General features: G+C 61.8%; 17 protein-coding genes. 13 read left to right on the forward strand and 4 right to left on the reverse strand.

Annotation, left to right across the window (positions count from 1 at the left end):
• Window positions 1-115 precede the first annotated feature (115 nt).
• The 7 genes from eno (at window position 116) to GTP23_RS04525 (ending at window position 7455) form a co-directional block, all read left to right on the forward strand.
• Complete coding sequence (eno, locus tag GTP23_RS04495; protein WP_155433341.1) at window positions 116-1399, forward strand: phosphopyruvate hydratase; 1284 nt, start codon at window positions 116-118, stop codon at window positions 1397-1399.
• Between the two features lie 42 nt (window positions 1400-1441).
• Complete coding sequence (ftsB, locus tag GTP23_RS04500) at window positions 1442-1762, forward strand: cell division protein FtsB (protein ID WP_155433342.1); 321 nt, start codon at window positions 1442-1444, stop codon at window positions 1760-1762.
• A gap of 13 nt (window positions 1763-1775) precedes the next feature.
• Window positions 1776-2567: a substrate-binding periplasmic protein gene (locus GTP23_RS04505; RefSeq protein ID WP_229255915.1), complete on the forward strand. Its 792-nt coding sequence runs from the start codon at window positions 1776-1778 to the stop codon at window positions 2565-2567.
• Between the two features lie 85 nt (window positions 2568-2652).
• Window positions 2653-3291, forward strand: a complete 639-nt coding sequence (locus tag GTP23_RS04510) for a glutathione S-transferase (protein WP_161034036.1) — start codon at window positions 2653-2655, stop codon at window positions 3289-3291.
• A gap of 2 nt (window positions 3292-3293) precedes the next feature.
• The gene (locus tag GTP23_RS04515) at window positions 3294-3824 is read left to right on the forward strand and encodes a gamma carbonic anhydrase family protein (protein ID WP_161034037.1); all 531 of its coding nucleotides are present in this window, start codon (window positions 3294-3296) and stop codon (window positions 3822-3824) included.
• Between the two features lie 110 nt (window positions 3825-3934).
• Window positions 3935-6250: a TonB-dependent receptor domain-containing protein gene (locus GTP23_RS04520; RefSeq protein ID WP_161034038.1), complete on the forward strand. Its 2316-nt coding sequence runs from the start codon at window positions 3935-3937 to the stop codon at window positions 6248-6250.
• 11 nt (window positions 6251-6261) lie between these two features.
• Window positions 6262-7455, forward strand: a complete 1194-nt coding sequence (locus GTP23_RS04525; RefSeq protein WP_161034039.1) for a hemin-degrading factor — start codon at window positions 6262-6264, stop codon at window positions 7453-7455.
• A gap of 32 nt (window positions 7456-7487) precedes the next feature.
• Here the strand turns inward: GTP23_RS04525 and GTP23_RS04530 are convergent, their stop codons facing one another.
• Together GTP23_RS04530 and GTP23_RS04535 are read right to left on the reverse strand one after the other, a co-directional pair.
• On the reverse strand, window positions 7488-8717 hold the full coding sequence (locus GTP23_RS04530) for a glycerophosphodiester phosphodiesterase (protein WP_161034040.1): 1230 nt from the start codon (window positions 8715-8717) through the stop codon (window positions 7488-7490).
• Window positions 8717-11164 carry a TonB-dependent receptor gene (locus GTP23_RS04535; RefSeq protein ID WP_161034041.1) on the reverse strand — a complete coding sequence of 816 codons (2448 nt, stop codon included), beginning with the start codon at window positions 11162-11164 and terminating at the stop codon, window positions 8717-8719. Before GTP23_RS04535 ends, GTP23_RS04530 begins: the two co-directional genes overlap by 1 nt.
• A 128-nt stretch (window positions 11165-11292) precedes the next feature.
• Between GTP23_RS04535 and GTP23_RS04540 the strand changes: the two genes are divergently transcribed.
• On the forward strand, window positions 11293-11634 hold the full coding sequence (locus tag GTP23_RS04540; RefSeq protein ID WP_161034042.1) for a hypothetical protein: 342 nt from the start codon (window positions 11293-11295) through the stop codon (window positions 11632-11634).
• 65 nt (window positions 11635-11699) lie between these two features.
• Here the strand turns inward: GTP23_RS04540 and hslO are convergent, their stop codons facing one another.
• Together hslO and GTP23_RS04550 are read right to left on the reverse strand one after the other, a co-directional pair.
• Window positions 11700-12644, reverse strand: coding sequence for an Hsp33 family molecular chaperone HslO (gene hslO / locus GTP23_RS04545; RefSeq protein ID WP_155433349.1), 945 nt, complete (start codon window positions 12642-12644; stop codon window positions 11700-11702).
• On the reverse strand, window positions 12641-13171 hold the full coding sequence (locus GTP23_RS04550) for a gamma carbonic anhydrase family protein (protein WP_155433350.1): 531 nt from the start codon (window positions 13169-13171) through the stop codon (window positions 12641-12643). Before GTP23_RS04550 ends, hslO begins: the two co-directional genes overlap by 4 nt.
• A 219-nt stretch (window positions 13172-13390) precedes the next feature.
• Here GTP23_RS04550 and GTP23_RS04555 point away from each other — a divergent pair, with 219 nt between their 5' ends.
• From GTP23_RS04555 to GTP23_RS04575, 5 genes are all read left to right on the forward strand, one after another.
• Window positions 13391-14275: an alpha/beta fold hydrolase gene (locus tag GTP23_RS04555; RefSeq protein ID WP_161034043.1), complete on the forward strand. Its 885-nt coding sequence runs from the start codon at window positions 13391-13393 to the stop codon at window positions 14273-14275.
• A 78-nt stretch (window positions 14276-14353) separates the two neighbouring features.
• Complete coding sequence (locus GTP23_RS04560; protein WP_161034044.1) at window positions 14354-15196, forward strand: 3',5'-nucleoside bisphosphate phosphatase; 843 nt, start codon at window positions 14354-14356, stop codon at window positions 15194-15196.
• A 94-nt stretch (window positions 15197-15290) separates the two neighbouring features.
• Complete coding sequence (gene htpX, locus GTP23_RS04565; RefSeq protein ID WP_161034045.1) at window positions 15291-16175, forward strand: protease HtpX; 885 nt, start codon at window positions 15291-15293, stop codon at window positions 16173-16175.
• A gap of 33 nt (window positions 16176-16208) precedes the next feature.
• Window positions 16209-16832 (forward strand): L-threonylcarbamoyladenylate synthase, encoded by a 624-nt coding sequence (locus GTP23_RS04570; protein ID WP_161034046.1) that lies wholly within the window; start codon window positions 16209-16211, stop codon window positions 16830-16832.
• Between the two features lie 164 nt (window positions 16833-16996).
• Complete coding sequence (locus tag GTP23_RS04575; protein ID WP_161034047.1) at window positions 16997-17674, forward strand: site-2 protease family protein; 678 nt, start codon at window positions 16997-16999, stop codon at window positions 17672-17674.
• Window positions 17675-17681 lie beyond the last annotated feature (7 nt).

Here is a 17681-nt window from a genome sequence, read left to right on the forward strand (position 1 = left end):
CAACAAGCCCGCACACCGGACAGGTCGGGTGTGCGGGAAATTCCCGTTATCCTGACTCGTACAAGATGCGCGAGCATCCGGTGCGACATCGTATCGCCTAACTTTGGAGAATGACATGAGTGCTATTGTTGACATTATCGGCCGTGAAATCATCGATTCGCGCGGCAATCCTACCGTCGAATGCGACGTGCTGCTGGAATCGGGCGTGATGGGCCGTGCCGCTGTGCCGTCGGGTGCATCGACCGGTTCGCGCGAAGCCATCGAATTGCGTGACGGCGATGCCAAGCGCTACTTCGGCAAGGGCGTATTGCAAGCCTGCGAAAACATCAACACGGAAATCTCCGAAGCCATCATGGGTCTGGACGCCAACGAACAGGCTTTCCTGGACCGCACCCTGATCGATCTGGATGGCACCGAGAACAAGAGCCGTCTGGGCGCCAACGCGATGCTGGCCGTGTCGATGGCCGTGGCTAAAGCCGCTGCTGAAGAAGCCGGCCTGCCACTGTACCGCTACTTCGGCGGTTCGGGCGCGATGCAACTGCCAGTGCCGATGATGAACGTGATCAACGGCGGCGCACACGCCGACAACAACCTGGACATCCAGGAATTCATGATCATTCCAGTGGGCGCACCGTCGTTCAAGGAAGCCGTGCGTTATGGCGCGGAAGTGTTCCACACCCTGAAAAAGATCCTGCACAAGAAGGGTCTGAACACGGCAGTGGGCGACGAAGGCGGCTTTGCTCCTTCGCTGGCTAACCACGAAGAAGCCATCAAGCTGATCATCCAGGCGATCGAAGAAGCTGGCTACGAGCCAGGCACGCAAGTGGCGATCGGTCTCGATTGCGCAGCTTCCGAGTTCTACAAAGACGGTAAATACGAACTGGAAGGCGAAGGCCTGTCGCTGACCGCGACCGAGTTCACCAACCTGCTGGCCACCTGGTGCGACAAGTATCCTATCATCTCGATCGAAGACGCGATGCACGAAGGCGACTGGGACGGCTGGGCGATTCTGACGGCTGCTCTGGGCAAGAAAGTCCAGCTGGTCGGCGACGATCTGTACGTCACCAATACCAAGATCCTGAAAGAGGGCATCGCCAAAGGCATCGCCAACTCCATCCTGATCAAGATTAACCAGATCGGTACCCTGACCGAAACCTTCGCAGCGATCGAAATGGCCAAGCGCGCCGGCTACACCGCCGTGATCTCGCACCGCTCCGGCGAAACCGAAGATTCGACCATCGCCGATATCGCCGTTGGCCTGAACGCCCTGCAGATCAAAACCGGCTCGATGTCGCGTTCGGACCGCATGGCTAAATACAACCAGCTGCTGCGTATCGAAGAAGATCTGGGCGACATCGCTTCCTACCCGGGCCGTGATGCGTTCTATAATCTGAAGTAATTCAGATAGTGCGGCCGGCTCCACGCCGGCCGCTTTCAAGTTATGCGCCTGATTACCATCGCCCTCACAGCCTTGCTGCTGTTGATCCAGTACCCGCTCTGGCTGGGGAAGGGGGGCTGGCTGCGCGTTGCTGATTTCGAAGCGCAGGTGAATGCCGCGCACAAGAAGAACGCGGAGCTGATCGCCCGCAATGCTAAACTCAACTCCGAAGTCATGGACCTGAAAGATGGTACGGGAGCCGTGGAAGAACGGGCCCGCTACGAGTTGAGCATGATTAAACAGAACGAGATTTTCATCCAGATCGTCGGCAAAGGGCAGGCCACACCGCCGCCACCGCTGGCGCCCCGACCCGAACCCCGTTGAGGCCCCGATGTTAATGCGTTACGCCCTCCTGTTGTTGCTGGTGCTGCAGGCACCGCTGGCTTACAGTGGCGGTGCCTGTGTTGCCGTGCGCGTCGGCTATATCGACCAGCACCGCCCGCCGTACTGGCTGGGCGAAGGTGAAGTCGTGCCGGAACCGCCCGGTGCTTCCGTCGATCTGATCCGCGCTGCCGTGCAAGGCAGCGGCTTCAATTGCCCGCCTATCCTGATCCGTCTGCCCGCTGCCCGTCTGAAGATGGCGCTGGAAGCCGGTGATATCGATATGACCCCTATTGGCGAACAGCCCAGCTATTCGCACGAGATTGCCCTGCCGCGCGACCGCGATGGCAATGTGGACCGCAACCGTGCCCTGCGCAATACGCTGGTGGTGCTGGTGCGCAGCAAGGATAAAGTACCGGCCAATACCAACCCGGCCGACTACCTGCGCGGCAAGACCATAGGCGCTTCGCAGGGCAGCGGCTTTAACCCGCGCCTGCGCGAAATGGGCCTGAACGTGGACGATGGCGCGCGTGATCTGGACCGCAACCTCGCCAAGCTGAAGCTGGGGCGGGTGGATGCCGTGGTCACCAATCTGGTCAAGCCCGGCCATCTGGACGCCACCCTGAAGCGCTACGGCGGCAGCATCGTGCAGCTGCAGCAGCCCCTGATCAATAGCCGTCTGTGGATGGCATTTAATGCCAACTACTACCGCGCTCACACCGAACAGGTGGAAGCGCTATGGACCTGGCTAGACACCAATCGCCTGCATCTGGGCGACTATATCAACAAATACCGCAATACCCAGTGAGCACGTGGCGCCTGAGCGGCTGCCTGCTGACAGGCCCGCCGGGATAGCCTCGCTTTTCTCTTATGGACCTTCTACCGGAGCTACTATGAAACTGATCGGCATGCTCGATTCGCCCTACGTCCGCCGCGTGGCTGTGACGCTGCAACTGATGGGGCTCAAGTTCGAGCACCAGTCGCTGTCCGTGTTCAGTACCTACGACCAGTTCCGCGTCATCAATCCCGTCGTCAAAGCGCCTACGCTGGTGGCCGATGACGGCACGGTGCTGATGGATTCCACCCTGATCATCCAGTATGCCGAAGCGCTGGCCATGCCGGCCTACCGCATGACGCCATCGATGCCGACCGAGCTGCTGCGCTCCCTGCGCGTGCTGGGCGTGGCGCTGGCCGCCTGCGACAAGGCGGTGCAACTGGTGTACGAACACAAAGTGCGTCCGCTGGAAAAAATGCACCAGCCATGGGTGGCACGCGTGACTACCCAGTTGCTGGAAGCCTTCGATGCGCTGGAGGCTGAACTGGCGCGCCAGCCGCTGGAACTGCAGAAGCCCGACCATGCCAGCGTGATGACGGCCGTGAGCTGGTACTTCACCCAGCAGATGCTGGGCGATGTGGTGGTGGCCAGCCGCTACCCGCTGCTACAGGCCTTTTCGCAGCAGGCCGAAGCTCTGCCGGCATTTAGCGCTGCGCCGTATGGCGATGGCACTTACCCGGTGACGGCAGGAGCCTGAGCATGGCGCTGGAACGCTATCTTGATACGGCGCCGCAACTGGCAGCCGAGGTGTATCTGCATGCGACGGCGCAGGTGATCGGCGATGTGACGCTGGGTGCGAATAGCTCGGTGTGGTGCAATGCCGTAGTGCGCGGCGATGTGAACCGCATCGTGGTGGGCGAGGGCACGAATATTCAGGACTTCAGCATGTGCCACGTGTCGCACCGCCGGCCGGACAAGCCGGAAGGCTCGCCGCTGATCATCGGCGACTACGTGACTATCGGCCATTCCGTGCTGCTGCACGGCTGCCGCATCGGCAATGAATGCCTGATCGGCATGGGCTCCATCATCATGGACGATGTGGTGATTGAAGACCATGTGATGGTGGGCGCGGGCAGTCTGGTTTCGCCCGGCAAGGTGCTGGAAAGCGGCCACCTGTATGTGGGCCGCCCGGCTGCCAAGGTGCGCGCGCTGACGCAGGAAGAAATCGCCTACCTGCGCTATTCGGCCGAACACTATGTACGGGTGAAGAATAACTATCTGGCGGGCTAGCAGGCGGAATTTCGCTTGTAAATGAGAATCATTCTTTATAACATAAGTCTTCCGCCAGCAATCAGCATTGTTCCGAGAGCCAGCTATTAACCTCTCTCGTATGGAACTCTATGCTCGCTTTTTCTACCGATGCCGGTATGCGGCCGGCGTCGGCTTGCCTGCGGCCTGCCACGGCGGCCGTGCAATGCGCACTATGGATCATGCTGGGCGCGCAGCCACTGCACGCTGGTGCGCAGGATGCGCCCACACTGGGCGAAATTCTGGTCCAGTCCACCCGTGTTGAAGCTGGTAGCGCTGGCGCCAGCAATACGGTGGTGCTCAGCGCCGAACAACTAAGCCGTAACAATGCCAGCGATATGGCCAATATCGCGCGCTATGCACCACTGGTCAGTGTTCCGTCGGCCGCCAGTGGTGGCGGCAATATCTGGGATGGTGCCTGCAATACCGGCTTCAATATCCGTGGTGCGGAGGGCAATCGCGTCAGCCTGACGCTCGATGGCGTGGCCTTGCCGGATGCTGCCCCCAAACCTGATGCCACCAGTGCCAATACTTTCGGCATAGGTCGCGATTATTTCGATCCCGAAACGTTCCGCGAAGTGCGCATAGGCGCAGGCGCCAGCCCGGCCGGTGCAGGCACACCCGGTCTAGGCGGTGCCGTTGCGTTCGTGACCAAGGCGCCGGAGGACTATTTATCGGGCCGTTCCCTGTATGCCGATCTGCGCGTCGGCTATAGCGGCGAGCAGGCGCAACGCTCGCAGGCGCTGACGGCTGCAGCCCGTCTGGCGCCGTCGCTCCAGGCCCTGATCGTGGCAGTGCACCGGGCGGGCAAGGAAACGGACAGCATGAGCACGGTGCTAGTCAATCCGGACCGCTGGCATTCCGATGCCGTGCTGGCCAAGCTGCACTGGCAACTGACGCCGCAGCAGCGCCTGCTGTTTGCCATCGACCAGTATCAGGCCCAGCATGATCGTCTGTTTGCCAACAAGCTGGGCGCGTCGTATCCGGAAGGCGCCACCCAGGATGGCAGCACCGAGCGCACCCGCTACAGCATAGAGCACCGCTACGCTCCTGCGGCGCTGTGGCTGTTCGATCAGATCACCAGCCGTCTGTACACCCAGAATGCGGCCGTGACAGATCTGACCCGGGCCAGTTACATCACGGGTGGCCAGCCCTATCTGCGCACTATCAGCACGGGTTATTACAACCACAGTCAGGGGCTGGCATTCGAAGCCAGCAAGCAGGTGCAAGCCGGCTGGCAACTGGCCTATGGCGCCAGCTACGAGCAGCAGCAGGCGCGCCGGCCCTGGCTGGAAGACCGCACCGTACTGAAAACCGGCGCGCACCAGATCACCATGAAAAACCGTATGGCCGATATGGATACGGACAAGCTGGCCCTGTATGTGCGTAGTGACTGGATGTTCAAGCTGGCGGGGCTCGATGCCACGCTGACGCCGGGCCTGCGCACCGAACGGCGCAAGCTGCGCCCGACGAATCTGGCGGCCTATCTGATTGCCGTGCCGGCCGCGGCGCGCGAAATCCGCGACGAAACCGATGCCTATGTGAGCCCGAGTCTGGAGCTGGCGCTGGAATTGTGGCCCGGCTACAGCGCCTATGCCAGCTATAGCCGCGGCACCCGCCTGCCGACGGCTGCCGAGCGCACCGGCACTTTCGATTCCTTCAGCTACACGGCGGCCGGCAATGGCTATGCCGTGCTGGGCAATCCGGCGCTGCAGAAGGAGACCAGCAACAGCTACGAGCTGGGACTGAAAGGCGCACCGGCAGCGGGTATCGAACTCGATAGTTCGGTGTTCTATAACACCTACGACAATCTGATCGAATACGCGGCCCAGCCGGCTGATCCCGTCAATTATCCAACCATTACGGCAGGACTGTATCGGCCCGAGAATATCGGCAAAGCCCAAAGCTGGGGTGGTGAAGTGTCGGCCCGTGTGCAACTGGGGCAATGGCAGCCTGCCCTGCAAGGCTGGAGCCTGGCTGCCGCCGCTGGCCTGTCGCGTGGCGCGGCGCAGAACCGCAGCAGCGGCAAACAGGGAGGTCTGCCATCTATCCAGCCATACAAGGCCAATACCAGTCTGGCGTATGACGCTGCGGGGGGGCGCGCCGGTATGGCATTCACGCTGGCCGGCGTGCGTGGCAAGACGGCCAGCGAGGACGTCATCAGCAGCAATGCCACGGCGCGTTTCCGTGTACCCGGCTATAGCGTAATGGATGCCACTTTCTACTGGGATCTCGGCAAACATGCGCAACTCACGGGCGGGGTGTACAACCTCGGCGACCGCAAATACTGGGACTATGCATCGGCACGTAGTCTGGCTGCAGGCAGCACGGCGCAGGCACTGGCCGACATTGAACGCGCGTCCCGTCCGGGCCGTAACTATGCACTGAATCTCAAAGTTATCTACTAATGGAGGCGAATATGAAGAAGACTTATGCACTGGCGCTGGCGCTGGCGTTGGGCAGTGTGCTGTTGTGTGGCGCCGTCTCGGCCAGTGAGCTGGCGGTGCGCTGGGAACGTCTGCGGGCGGAACAGCCACGCCTGACGGCGCGCGATGCGGCTAGCAATCTGGGTGTATCGGAAGCGGAACTGCTAGCCACTGGCATAGGGCAGGGCGTGACCCGATTGCGCGAAGGTGAACTGGTGCCACGCGAGATCATGCGCCGGGCACTCGATCTGGGGCCGGTACTGGCGCTGACGCGCAATGACTATGGTGTGATCGAACGCACCGGTGTAGCCACTCGTCTGAAGGCGCAGGAGCAGGTGACGGGACTGGATGCGGACAAAGAACAGGAACGCGAGGCACGCCTGCGCAATATCGCCGGCGGCTATCTGGGCGGTCCGATCGACCTGCGCTTCACTTTCCGCAACTGGAAACATGCATTTGCCGTGGCACAGCCGGGCAAAGATGGTGTTATTAGCCGCAGCCTGCAGTTCTTCGATGGGCAGGGCAACGCGGTGCACAAGCTGTATGTGAAAAGCGAGGCTGGTACGGCGGTGTTCGACCAGATGGTAGCCGAGTTCCGCCACCCGCAGCAGCAGGCGCCGCTGCAGATCACGGCTGCACCGGTGCGGGCGCCAGAGCGGCCAGATAGCGCCATCGACGTGCAGGAATACCGGCTGGCGTGGCAGGATATGAACGATGTGCACCAGTTCAACCGCCTGCTTGGTGAATTCGGGGTGAGTCGCGAACAGGCCATGCGTCTGGCACCTGCCGGTGCGGCGCGGGCGATTGCGCCGCAGGCCGTGCGCCAGCTGCTGGAACAGGCGGCGCAGCAGCAGGTGGAGATCATGGCCTTCCTCGGTAACGAAGGCACTATCCAGATCTACAGCGGCAAGATCGGCAAGGTACAGGAAGCGGGGGGCTGGTTCAACGTGCTGGACCCGCAATTCAATCTGCACCTGCGCGACAACGCTTTCCGCAGCGCTTATGTGATCCGCCGTGCCGGCGTGACCTCGGTCGACTTCTATGACCAGCACGGCGATCTGGTAGTCAGTTTCTTCGGCGTGCGCGAACCCGGCAAGCCGCAACCGCAAAGCTGGCTGGACCTGACCGCAGCCCTGCCGCAAGCGCCAGGTACTGCTGGTCAGGCTAGCCTGCAGGCCAGTCGCTAGACGCCTGGCCCGTTGCCACCGCCGTTATCGTTTCAGGCAGTGGCAACGGCCGCGCGGCCCAGCGCCGGATCGTCGGTAAAGAAACCGTCGATGCCGGTGGCGATGTAGCGCTGCATCTCCGCTATCGATCCCGCTTCATGGCGTGCCGCAGGCCCGTCATTGCTGCGGAATTCGGCCGCGAGGAAGTAGTTCTCGGGACGGAAAGTCCACGGCTCCACCCGCAGGCCGGCGCGGTGCGCGTCCTCTACCAATGCAGTCGGCTGGCCCAGCGTGCCATCTTTCTTCAGCGGGATGATGGCGCGCGTGGGCGGCGCGACCACATCGGCATAAGTGGCGATCTCGCGCAGACCGGCCGGGGTGCACATCTGCTGGTAAGTCAGCTTGCCGCCCGCTTTGGCCACGTCCATAGGCGGTACCGGCAGATCCACTACCAGCTGCATCAGGCGCAGATTGGCGCGCTGGCCCAGCTTGCCGCGCATGTATTTCAGATTGCTCACCTCGAAGGACTGTATCTCCACCGGATTGCGGCGCGTGTAGTCATGCGCAGCGAGGATGGCGAGGAAACGGTCTTCCAGCGGCAGGCCTACGCTGGCAAAGTAGGTCGAGCTTTTCAGCTCCGGCACCAGACCGATCAGGCGTCCCCGTGCGGCCGCTTCGGCCGCTACGAAGTCGATGATTTCCTCGAAGGTGACGATCTGGAACATGCCGTTGTAGGCCGCGCTGCCGGGCCGCAGCTGGGGCAGGCGTTCGATGGCGCGCAGGGTTTTCAGTTCGGCCAGCGTGAAGTCGTCAACGAACCAGCCTTCATGGGTTTCGCCATCGATGGTCTTGCGGGTTTTGCGGCTGGCGAACTCCGGTCGTGTGGCCACGTCCGTGGTCTCGTTGACGAAGGCATCGTGGCGCGCCACCAGCACGCCGTCGCGGGTGCTGACCAGATCAGGCTCGATGTAGTCGGCACCATCGGCGATGGCGCGGGCATATGAGGCCAGCGTGTGCTCGGGGCGCAGCGCGCTGGCGCCACGGTGGCCGAACACCAGGGGCTTGCCGCTGCCTGGTCCCATGGCAGCCACGCCGGGCAGGCCGGACAGGTCCGGCGTGGCGGGCGCGCCAGCTGCCAGCATGCTGCCGGCGCCACGGCCAGCGTTGGCTGGCGTGGCCTGTGCGAAGGCTGTGGCAGGCAGCAGGGCTGCCCCCGCCGTAGCTGCTGCAGCACCGAGAAAACCGCGCCGTGACAGGCGCACACGCAGTGTCAGATCACGCATCAGAAGTCTGCCATCAGAGTCAGGAAGCCCTGACGTGGAGCGATAGGATAGGTATTGTAAGTGCCGCTGGCAGCACCCACCACCACATTGAGCGGACCTTCGCGATTGGCCAGATTGCTGACGTTGATGCGGTAGCGCGCGTTCTTCAACACATTGCTGTTCAGGAAAGGCAGCTTGCCCGAAACGCCGAGGCTCATCAGGAAGTAGCTCGGTACGTCGAGGTCATTGGTGTAGGTGGCGTAGCGCTTGCCCACGTAGTCGCCGATCAGCTGGAACTCGGTATCGGCGATGTTCAGCGTGGCCACGGTCTTGTTCATCCACTCAGGGCTGCCCGGCACGGACTTGCCCGACGTCGGCACCAGATCCTTGCCGTTGTTGTAGTTGTCCGAGTAGGTGGAACGGTTGAACGACAGTGCGTTATACAGCGAGAAGCTGCGGCCCATGTGCACGGTGCCGGACAGGTCGATGCCGTTGGTCTTCACGCTACCGACGTTGGCCAGCACCGGATTGCCGCCGATGATGGAGGTAATCACGGGCGTCGGGCTGATGGTCAGCAGACGGTCCTTGAAGTCCACATGGTACAGGCTGACCTGACCGTCGAAGGCGGTGATGGCGCCCAGATCGACGTTATGGCTGCTACGCAGACCCAGTTCGTAGGTGATCGAGGTTTCCGGTTTGGCCGTGGTCTTGAACAGATCGAACGCGGCCTGGCTGGCCAGACTCCATGGCGAAGCACCGCCGCCGCCGTAGGTGACGAACTGGCGCATATTCTTCTGCACGTTGACGAAAGCCTGATCCTGCGCGCTGATATCCCAGCGTGCACCGACCTGCGGCAGCAGCCATTTCTTGGTGTCGATCTTGCCGACCGGCAGAGCCAGTGAGCCATTGGCAATCGCGCCTTTGGCCGGCTGCACCGGGAACTGGCCGTCGGCAAACTGCAGGCTGGATTTGAAGCCGGCCTGCAGCGCCAGATTAGGCTGCATACGCCATTCATCCTGCAGGTGCAGCTGCACCACCTTGTTATCGATCTCGCTGCCGTACTGGGTGATCAGCGGATTGCTAGGGCGGCTGTATGGCGAGCTAGGATTGTTCACATCCAGCGCGTACCAGCGGCGGTAGGCCGAGGAGCGGTTATGTTCGAACCACAGGCCGCCCTGCACGGTGTGGTTGCCGAATTCGCTGCGCACGGTGGACAGCCAGCCGTTGCGGTTGATGGCGTATTCGGTGGTACGGGTGGCGTAGCCGGAATTGCCGAACACCTGTTTCAGGTTCTGGTTAGGGTAGTACACGGCGAACAGACCGGGCAGACCGGCCACGCCGATCGGGCCTGCTACCACGCCCACGCCGTCATCGTTGTGGTAGTAGATCTGGTTAGACCAGGTGGTGTTTTCACCGAGCGGCATTTCGTATTTGGCGTAAGTCAGGTAGTCGGTACGCTGGGCATCGCTGTAGTAGTTGCGGTAGTTGTTGCCTTCTGCTGCGGGCGTGGCGCCGGTGGGCGACAGGTAGGCCAGTGCAGCGGCAAAGTCCGGGTACATGAAGGGACGGGTGTAGGGCTGGAACTTTTCCGTGGCCGAGTGCACGGTGGCGTCTTCGTTCGGCTCGATCTTGTCGGAATAGTTGAAGAACAGGGTCAGCTTGCCGGCATCATCGTTGTGGATGAATTTGGCGTTGACCTGATTGCCGCCTTGACGGCCATTGAAGTCCCAGGCTTTCTGTTCGTGGTGGGTGGCCGACAGGTAGGCGCTGTTGCCGTCACCGAAATTGCCGCTGTCGTAGCGCAGGAAGGTGCGCGACGTCTTGTAGCTGCCTACCGTCTGCTGCACGGCCAGATTGCGCTCGCGCGCCGGATCGCTGGAGAAGGTTTCGATGGTGCCGCCCAGATTGCTGGTCGAAGCGGTGGCCAGATCGCCGGCGCCCGAGGACAGAATCACGCGGCCGACGTTTTCGCTGATCACGGCGCGCTGCGGCGACAGGCCGTTGTAGTTGCCGTACTGCTGGTCGCCCAGTGGCACGCCATCCATGGTGTAGCCCAGTTGCTGGCCGCTGAAGCCGTGCACGAACAGCGACAGGTTCTGCTCGTTATTGCCCCATGGGTCGGCCGTCTGGAAGCTCACGCCGGGCAGCGTCTGCAGGGCTTTCAGCGGATTAATGCCGGGCAGGATTTTCTGCATATCGGCTTTGCCCAGCGCGACCGAGGAGCGGGTTTTTCGGGTCGATACTTCCACCGTAGCCATCGGTGCGGCCATGGCGCCTACGCTGGCATCGGCGGCCGTCTGGGCGGCAGTATCAGCGGCTACGTCGGCTGCCACGGCTGCGGCTGCAACGGCATTTGCGGCAGCCGCTTCGCCGGAGAATTCAGCCACGGCAGCGGCAACGTTGGCCGCCATGGCCAGCATTGGTACACTCAGTGCCAGCGCACGGACGGTGAAAATGGATCGATTCATGATTAGCCTTCAAGACAAGTTGGTGGAATTTGTAACGTCGGCAATGATAGTGACCAACTATTACCGGAGCGTGACGCGAGTGCGCTACACTGCCGGATCGAGACAGCAGAGAACAGGAAGGGAGCAGGATGGGAACTTACACACGGCGCTGGCGTGCCCTGTGCGGGCTGGGGGCGCTAGCGGCGCTGGCTGCCTGTACTACGGTGAATCAGGGAGCGTTCAGCAATTACGTGGCACAGACGGTGCAGCCGGGCATGACGCTGGACGAAGCGCTGGTACGCATGCGCGCGGAAGGCTTTAGCTGCAATGCCAGCACGGGCGGCAGTGTGACAGTGTGCACGCGGCCGCTGGAGCGCATGCTGCGCACGGACTGCGTGGAGCGGGTGGATCTGGTGCGTAGCGTGAACGCCGTCAAACTGGTGGGGAAAGTGGATGTGCTGGAGACGCGCTGCGCCAAACTGTGGAATTAGCGGCGCGCCACGAACGGGCGCGCCGGCAGCAACTTGAAGCCAGGTGCTAGCGCCTGGCGTCGGGCTTAGTGCTTGGCGTCGCTGGCAGGCAGCAGCGCTTCGGCAGGGGCGATGAACAGCTGGGCGCAGTCGACCGCATCGTAGGCGTAGTGCTGGCCACAGAAATCGCAGTTGATGGCGACCTGGCCCTGTTCGGCCAGCACGCTTTCCACTTCGTCGCGGCCCAGCATCTGCAGCATATTGCCGACTTTTTCGCGGCTGCAGCTGCAGTGGAAGCTAGGATGCACGGGATCGAACACGCGGATGGTCTCTTCCCAGAACAGGCGCTGCATCAGCACCTCGATGCCGGTGCTCAGCAGCTCTTCCTGCTTCAGCGTGGAGCCCAGGATCACGGCGCGGTTCCAGGTTTCCAGTGCTTCGTCCGCACTCAGCGGTGCCGCTTCGGCCGTACCGCCATGCAGCGGCAGCTTCTGCAGCAGCAGGCCGCGCGAACTCTGTTCGTCCGCCGCCAGCCACAGCTTGGTGTCCAGCTGTTCCGAACGCAGCATATAGTTTTCGATCACCGTCGCCACGTCGCCGCCATCGAGCGGGACTATGCCCTGATACGGCTGCTGGCCCGGCAGCTTGTCGGCCGGATCGAGCGTGATGATGAAGCGGCCCTTGCCATGTGCGTGCAGCAGATCGGTCAGGGTAGCATCGTCGGCAATCACGGCATCCGGTGCCAGCTTGGCGGTTGCACGCAGGCGCAGTTCGGCGTCGCACTCGACCACCAGCAGACGTACCGGACCATCGCCATGGATCTGCATGATGATGGAGCCATTGAATTTCAGATTGGCCGACAGCAGCGCAGCGGCCGCCACCATTTCGCCCAGCAGCTTGCGCACGGGAGCAGGGTAGTGCTGGCGTGCCTGCACTTCGCGCCAGGTAGCGGAAATGTCGATCAGTTCGCCACGTACGGCAGCGTTCTCGAAGATGAATTTTTGCAGGGTGTCCTGCCCGGTGTTGCTCATGGTGTTCCTATCTTTTTCAGTTGCGACTTGAAGAGCTGGCCGCGTTGTACATAGTTGTCGGCATTGGCGCGCAGATTGGCGGCATCCTGTTCCGTCAGCGTGCGCACGGCCTTGGCCGGCGAACCGATGATCAGGCTGTTGTCAGGGAATTCCTTGCCTTCCGTGACCAGCGCACCGGCACCGACCAGACAGCCTTTGCCGATCTTGGCGCCGTTCAGGATCACGGCCTGTATGCCGATCAGGGCGCCGTCGCCGATGGTGCAGCCGTGCAGCATGGCCTGATGGCCGATGGTGACGTTTTCGCCCACCGTCAGCGGGTAGCCCATATCCGTGTGCATCACCGTGCCTTCCTGCACATTGCTGCCGGCGCCGATGGTGATGCGCTCGTTATCGCCGCGGATGGTGGCACCGAACCACACCGAGGTGTTGGCATGCAGGGTGACTTTGCCGATTACGGTGGCGGTGTCTGCAACAAATGACGATGCATCGATCTCGGGCGCGTGTTCGCCCAGTTGATATATAGACATTGGAAACCTTTGTGGGTGTGGTGAGATGCCGCGCCAGCCCCGCAACGGTCTGAGTTGTCGGTCCGCTAATGCTTGGATGCTTGCGCGCCAGAATGTCGCTATTTTACGCTTGTGCAGCTATCGAACGGTCGTGCTATTATTTTGCAGCACCGCCAGCCAGCTGTTTTGTCGTGCTTGCTGGTGGATATTGCGCCAATTTACGTCTTTTCAAGGACAGACATGACTTATACGCCTTCCCGATCCGAATTTCTGACCATACGCGGTCTGCGCAGCCATGTGCGGCACTGGGGGCGCGAGGGTGCGCCCAAACTGTTCATGCTGCATGGCTGGATGGATGTGGGTGCCTCGTTCCAGTTCGTGGTCGATGCCTTGCAGGGCGACTGGCATGTGATAGCACCGGACTGGCGCGGTTTCGGCCTGTCCCAGCGTAGCGGCAGCGATACCTACTGGTTCCCCGATTATCTGGCCGATCTTGACGCGATTCTCGACCATTATGCGCCGGGCGAGGCCATCAACCTGCTCGGCCATAGCATGGGCGGCAATGTCGTCAGCCTGTACGCCGGGGCGCGGCCGGAGCGTATCCGCAAGCTGATCAATCTGGAAGGGGGCGGCCTGAAGTCCAGCAAGCCGGAGCAGACACCGCGCCGCTATGCGGCCTGGCTCGATGGCCTGCATACACCACCGAGCTTGCGCACCTATACCAGCGAGGCCGAAGTGGCAGCACGTTTGCAGAAAACCAACCCGCGCCTGAGCAATGAACGGGCTGCCTTCCTCGCCCAGCACTGGTCGGCGCAGACCACGCCGGGCCGCTGGGAAGTGCTGGGCGATCCGGCCCACAAGCAGCATGGTCCGCTGCCTTACCACTCGGAAGATGTGCTGGCCTGCTGGAGCGCCATCACGGCGCCCGTGCTGTGGGTGGAAGCGGCCCAGACCGATATGTGGAGCTGGATGGGCGGCGAGGCCGAAGGGCGCACGGAGCTGGACTTCCGGCTCGGTCATTTGCGCGATGTTGAACGCCATATCCTGCCCGATGCTGGCCATATGCTGCACCATGACCAGCCAGAGGCGCTGGCCCGCCTGATCGAGCAATTCCTGCAGAGCTAATTGCCATGACAGGGGCTAAGTGAATTTTGTGCAAGAGGCGTACAATGCAAGCTTCATTGCAGCGTTTTATGTCCCCGTATGTCTAATGCCTTAAAAGTCGATTTGCACTGTCATTCCAATGTCTCTGATGGCGTACTGGCGCCCGCTGCCGTGGCGCAGACGGCGCGCAAGGCCGGTGTCGATGTCTGGGCGCTGACCGATCACGACGAAATTGACGGCGTGGCCGAGGCCCGCGCCGCAGCGCAGGCGCTGGGCATGCAGTTTGTGAGCGGGGTGGAAATTTCCATTACCTGGGCCAAGGAGACGGTGCACATCGTCGGCCTGCAGATCGATGAAACCCATGCCGGTCTGTGCGCCGGTCTGGCGGCCACCCGTGCCGGCCGCGACAACCGTGGCCGCCAGATTGCGGCCGAGCTGGCCAAAGCCGGCATCGCCGATGCGTATGACGGCGCGCTGAAATTTGTCGGCAATCCCGATCTGATGTCGCGCACCCATTTTGCCCGCTATCTGGTGGAGCAGGGCGTGTGCGCCAACATCCCCGACGTGTTCAAGAAATACCTGTCGGAAGGCAAACCCGGCTATGTGCCGCACCGCTGGGCTACGCTGGAAGATGCCGTTGGCTGGATACGGGCGGCGGGCGGCATCGCCGTGATCGCCCATCCGGGCCGCTATAAATTCAATGACATGGCGCAGGGCGTGCTGTTCGACGAATTCAAGCAGCTGGGCGGTACGGCCATCGAAGTGGTGACGGGCAGCCATACGCCTGACCAGTATCCCGAGTATGCCGAGCTGGCCAGGCGCTACGGTTTCCTCGCTTCACGCGGCACGGATTTCCATGCGCCGGGCGAAGCGCGGGTGGATTTTGCCCTGTTGCCCCCATTACCGGCCGGGGTCACGCCGGTCTGGCATGACTGGTTCTAGGCGCTGCTGCAGCACTTGAAAATCAGCCAGACTGGTCTTATCTATCTGCCGCGCGCTGTTCCTTAATTCCGTGATCTCCCGGGGAGACTTAGCAATGAAACGTATCGTCCTGTTTATTCTGACCAATCTGGCCGTGATGCTGGTGCTGTCCATCGTGCTGTCGCTGCTCGGTATTGGCCGTCCCGGCAGTGGCAATACGCTGCAACTGGGCAGCCTGCTGGCGTTCTCGCTGGTGGTGGGCTTTACCGGTGCCATTTTCTCTCTGCTGATCAGCAAGCCCATGGCCAAGTGGAGCACCGGTGCCCGCGTGATTACGTCGCCGGCTTCCTCGACGGAACTGTGGCTGGTCAACACCGTGGCCACGCTGGCCCAGCGCGCCGGCATCGCCACTCCGGAAGTGGCCGTGTACGATGGCGAACCGAATGCTTTCGCTACGGGCGCCTTCAAGAATTCGGCACTGGTGGCCGTCTCCACGGGCTTGCTGGAAAACATGAACCGCGATGAAGTGGAAGCCGTGCTGGGCCACGAAGTCGCCCACATCGCCAATGGCGATATGGTGACCATGACCCTGATCCAGGGCGTGGTGAATACCTTCGTGGTATTCCTGGCCCGTGTGGTGGGTTTCTTTGTTGATAAGATGCTGCTGAAGAATGACGACAGCGAACGCCGCGGTCCCGGCATCGGTTACACCATCACCGTATTTGTGTGCGAAATCATCTTTGGTCTGGCCGCATCGCTGATCGTGGCGTGGTTCTCGCGCCAGCGCGAATTCCGTGCGGATGCCGGCTCGGCCCGTCTGCTGGGCAGTTCCGTGCCCATGCAGCATGCACTGGCACGTTTGAACGGCATGACGCCCGGCGAATTGCCGCAATCGATGGCGGCGTCCGGCATTAGCGCTTCGGCCGGCTGGGGTGCACTGTTTTCCACCCATCCGCCGTTCGAACAGCGTATTGCGGCCTTGCGTAGCGTACAATCTTAAGCTTACGTCACAGCGGCCACCGCCAGCGCAACTATGAGTCAGTTCTTTCAGGTTCACCCCGTTAATCCGCAGCCGCGTCTGATCAAGCAGGCGGCGCAGATTGTGCATGATGGCGGCATCGTCGCCGTGCCGACGGATTCCTGCTATGCGCTGGTGTGCCACCTCGATGACAAGGCGGCAGTGGAACGGCTGCGCCGTATCCGCGGGGTGGATGAAAAACACCACCTGACCCTGCTGTGCCGCGATCTCAGCGAAATCGGCGTGTATGCGCGCGTCGACAACCAGCAGTTCCGCCTGCTCAAGGCGGCCACGCCGGGACCGTTCACCTTCATTCTGGAAGCGACCAAGTGCGTGCCGCGCCGGCTCAGCCATCCGTCGCGCAAGACCATAGGCTTGCGGGTGCCGGAAGACGCCATCGTTCATGCGCTGCTGGAAGTGCTGCAGCAGCCGCTGCTGGGCACCACCCTGATCATGCCGGGCGAGACGGAAGCACTGAATGATGCGGATGCCATCGTCGAGCGGCTGGGCAAACTGGTCGATCTGGTGATCGATGGCGGCGCCTGCAGCATGGAACCGACTACCGTGATCGATCTGACGGGGGCGCAGGCCGAACTGGTGCGCCAGGGCCGCGGCGATGCCTCGATGTTCGGCTTGTGAGTCCAGCGGCGCGCTGGCCCGGCAGCCCGGCATCAGGCCATGAATTAGTAGGAACTAAGCAAGAACTAAGATGGAACTGGCATGGTCTGGTGATTAACTGGGTATCTGTGCCGGCCCCTGACGGTACTGCTTGGGCTGAGTCCGCCCTCTGGTAGAATCCCCTCATGAACGAAACTGACAGTCTTATCCAAACCATCACGGTGTATCTGATCCCCGTGCTGTTTGCCATTTCCCTGCATGAAGCGGCGCACGGCTATGTGGCGCGCTATTTCGGCGATCCCACGGCGGCCCAGGAAGGGCGTTTGAGCCTGAATCCGCTGCGGCATATCGACCCCTTCGGCACTATCATCCTGCCCCTCATCCTGAGTCTGCTGCACCTGCCTGCCCTAGGCTATGCCAAGCCGGTGCCGGTCGATTATGGCCGCTTGCGCAATCCCAAGAAGCAGATGGCTTTCGTGGCGGCAGCCGGTCCGGCTGCCAACTTCGTCATGGGCCTGGGCTGGATGACCTTGTGGGTGCTGCTGACCTATGCGCTGGGCTTCCCGCAGGATGACTTCTTTATTGAAATGAGCAAGGCCGGTATCGGTGTCAATTCGGCCATGTGCATATTCAACCTGATTCCATTGCCGCCGCTTGACGGTGGCCGTATCGTGACGGGCATGCTGCCGCTGCCGCTGGCTCGCCAGTACGCCCAGATCGAACGTTATGGCATGTATGTGTTCATCGGCCTGATCCTGATGATGCAGTTTGGCCTGCTGACCGACTTCCTCGTGGGTGGCATGCACATCCTGCAGAGCATTTTCCACGTGCTGCTGTACCCCCTGATTTTCTTACTTCGCTGAGCCCTCT

The sequence above is a fragment of the Duganella fentianensis genome (genome assembly GCF_009857835.1).
Lineage (GTDB): Bacteria > Pseudomonadota > Gammaproteobacteria > Burkholderiales > Burkholderiaceae_D > Rugamonas > Rugamonas fentianensis.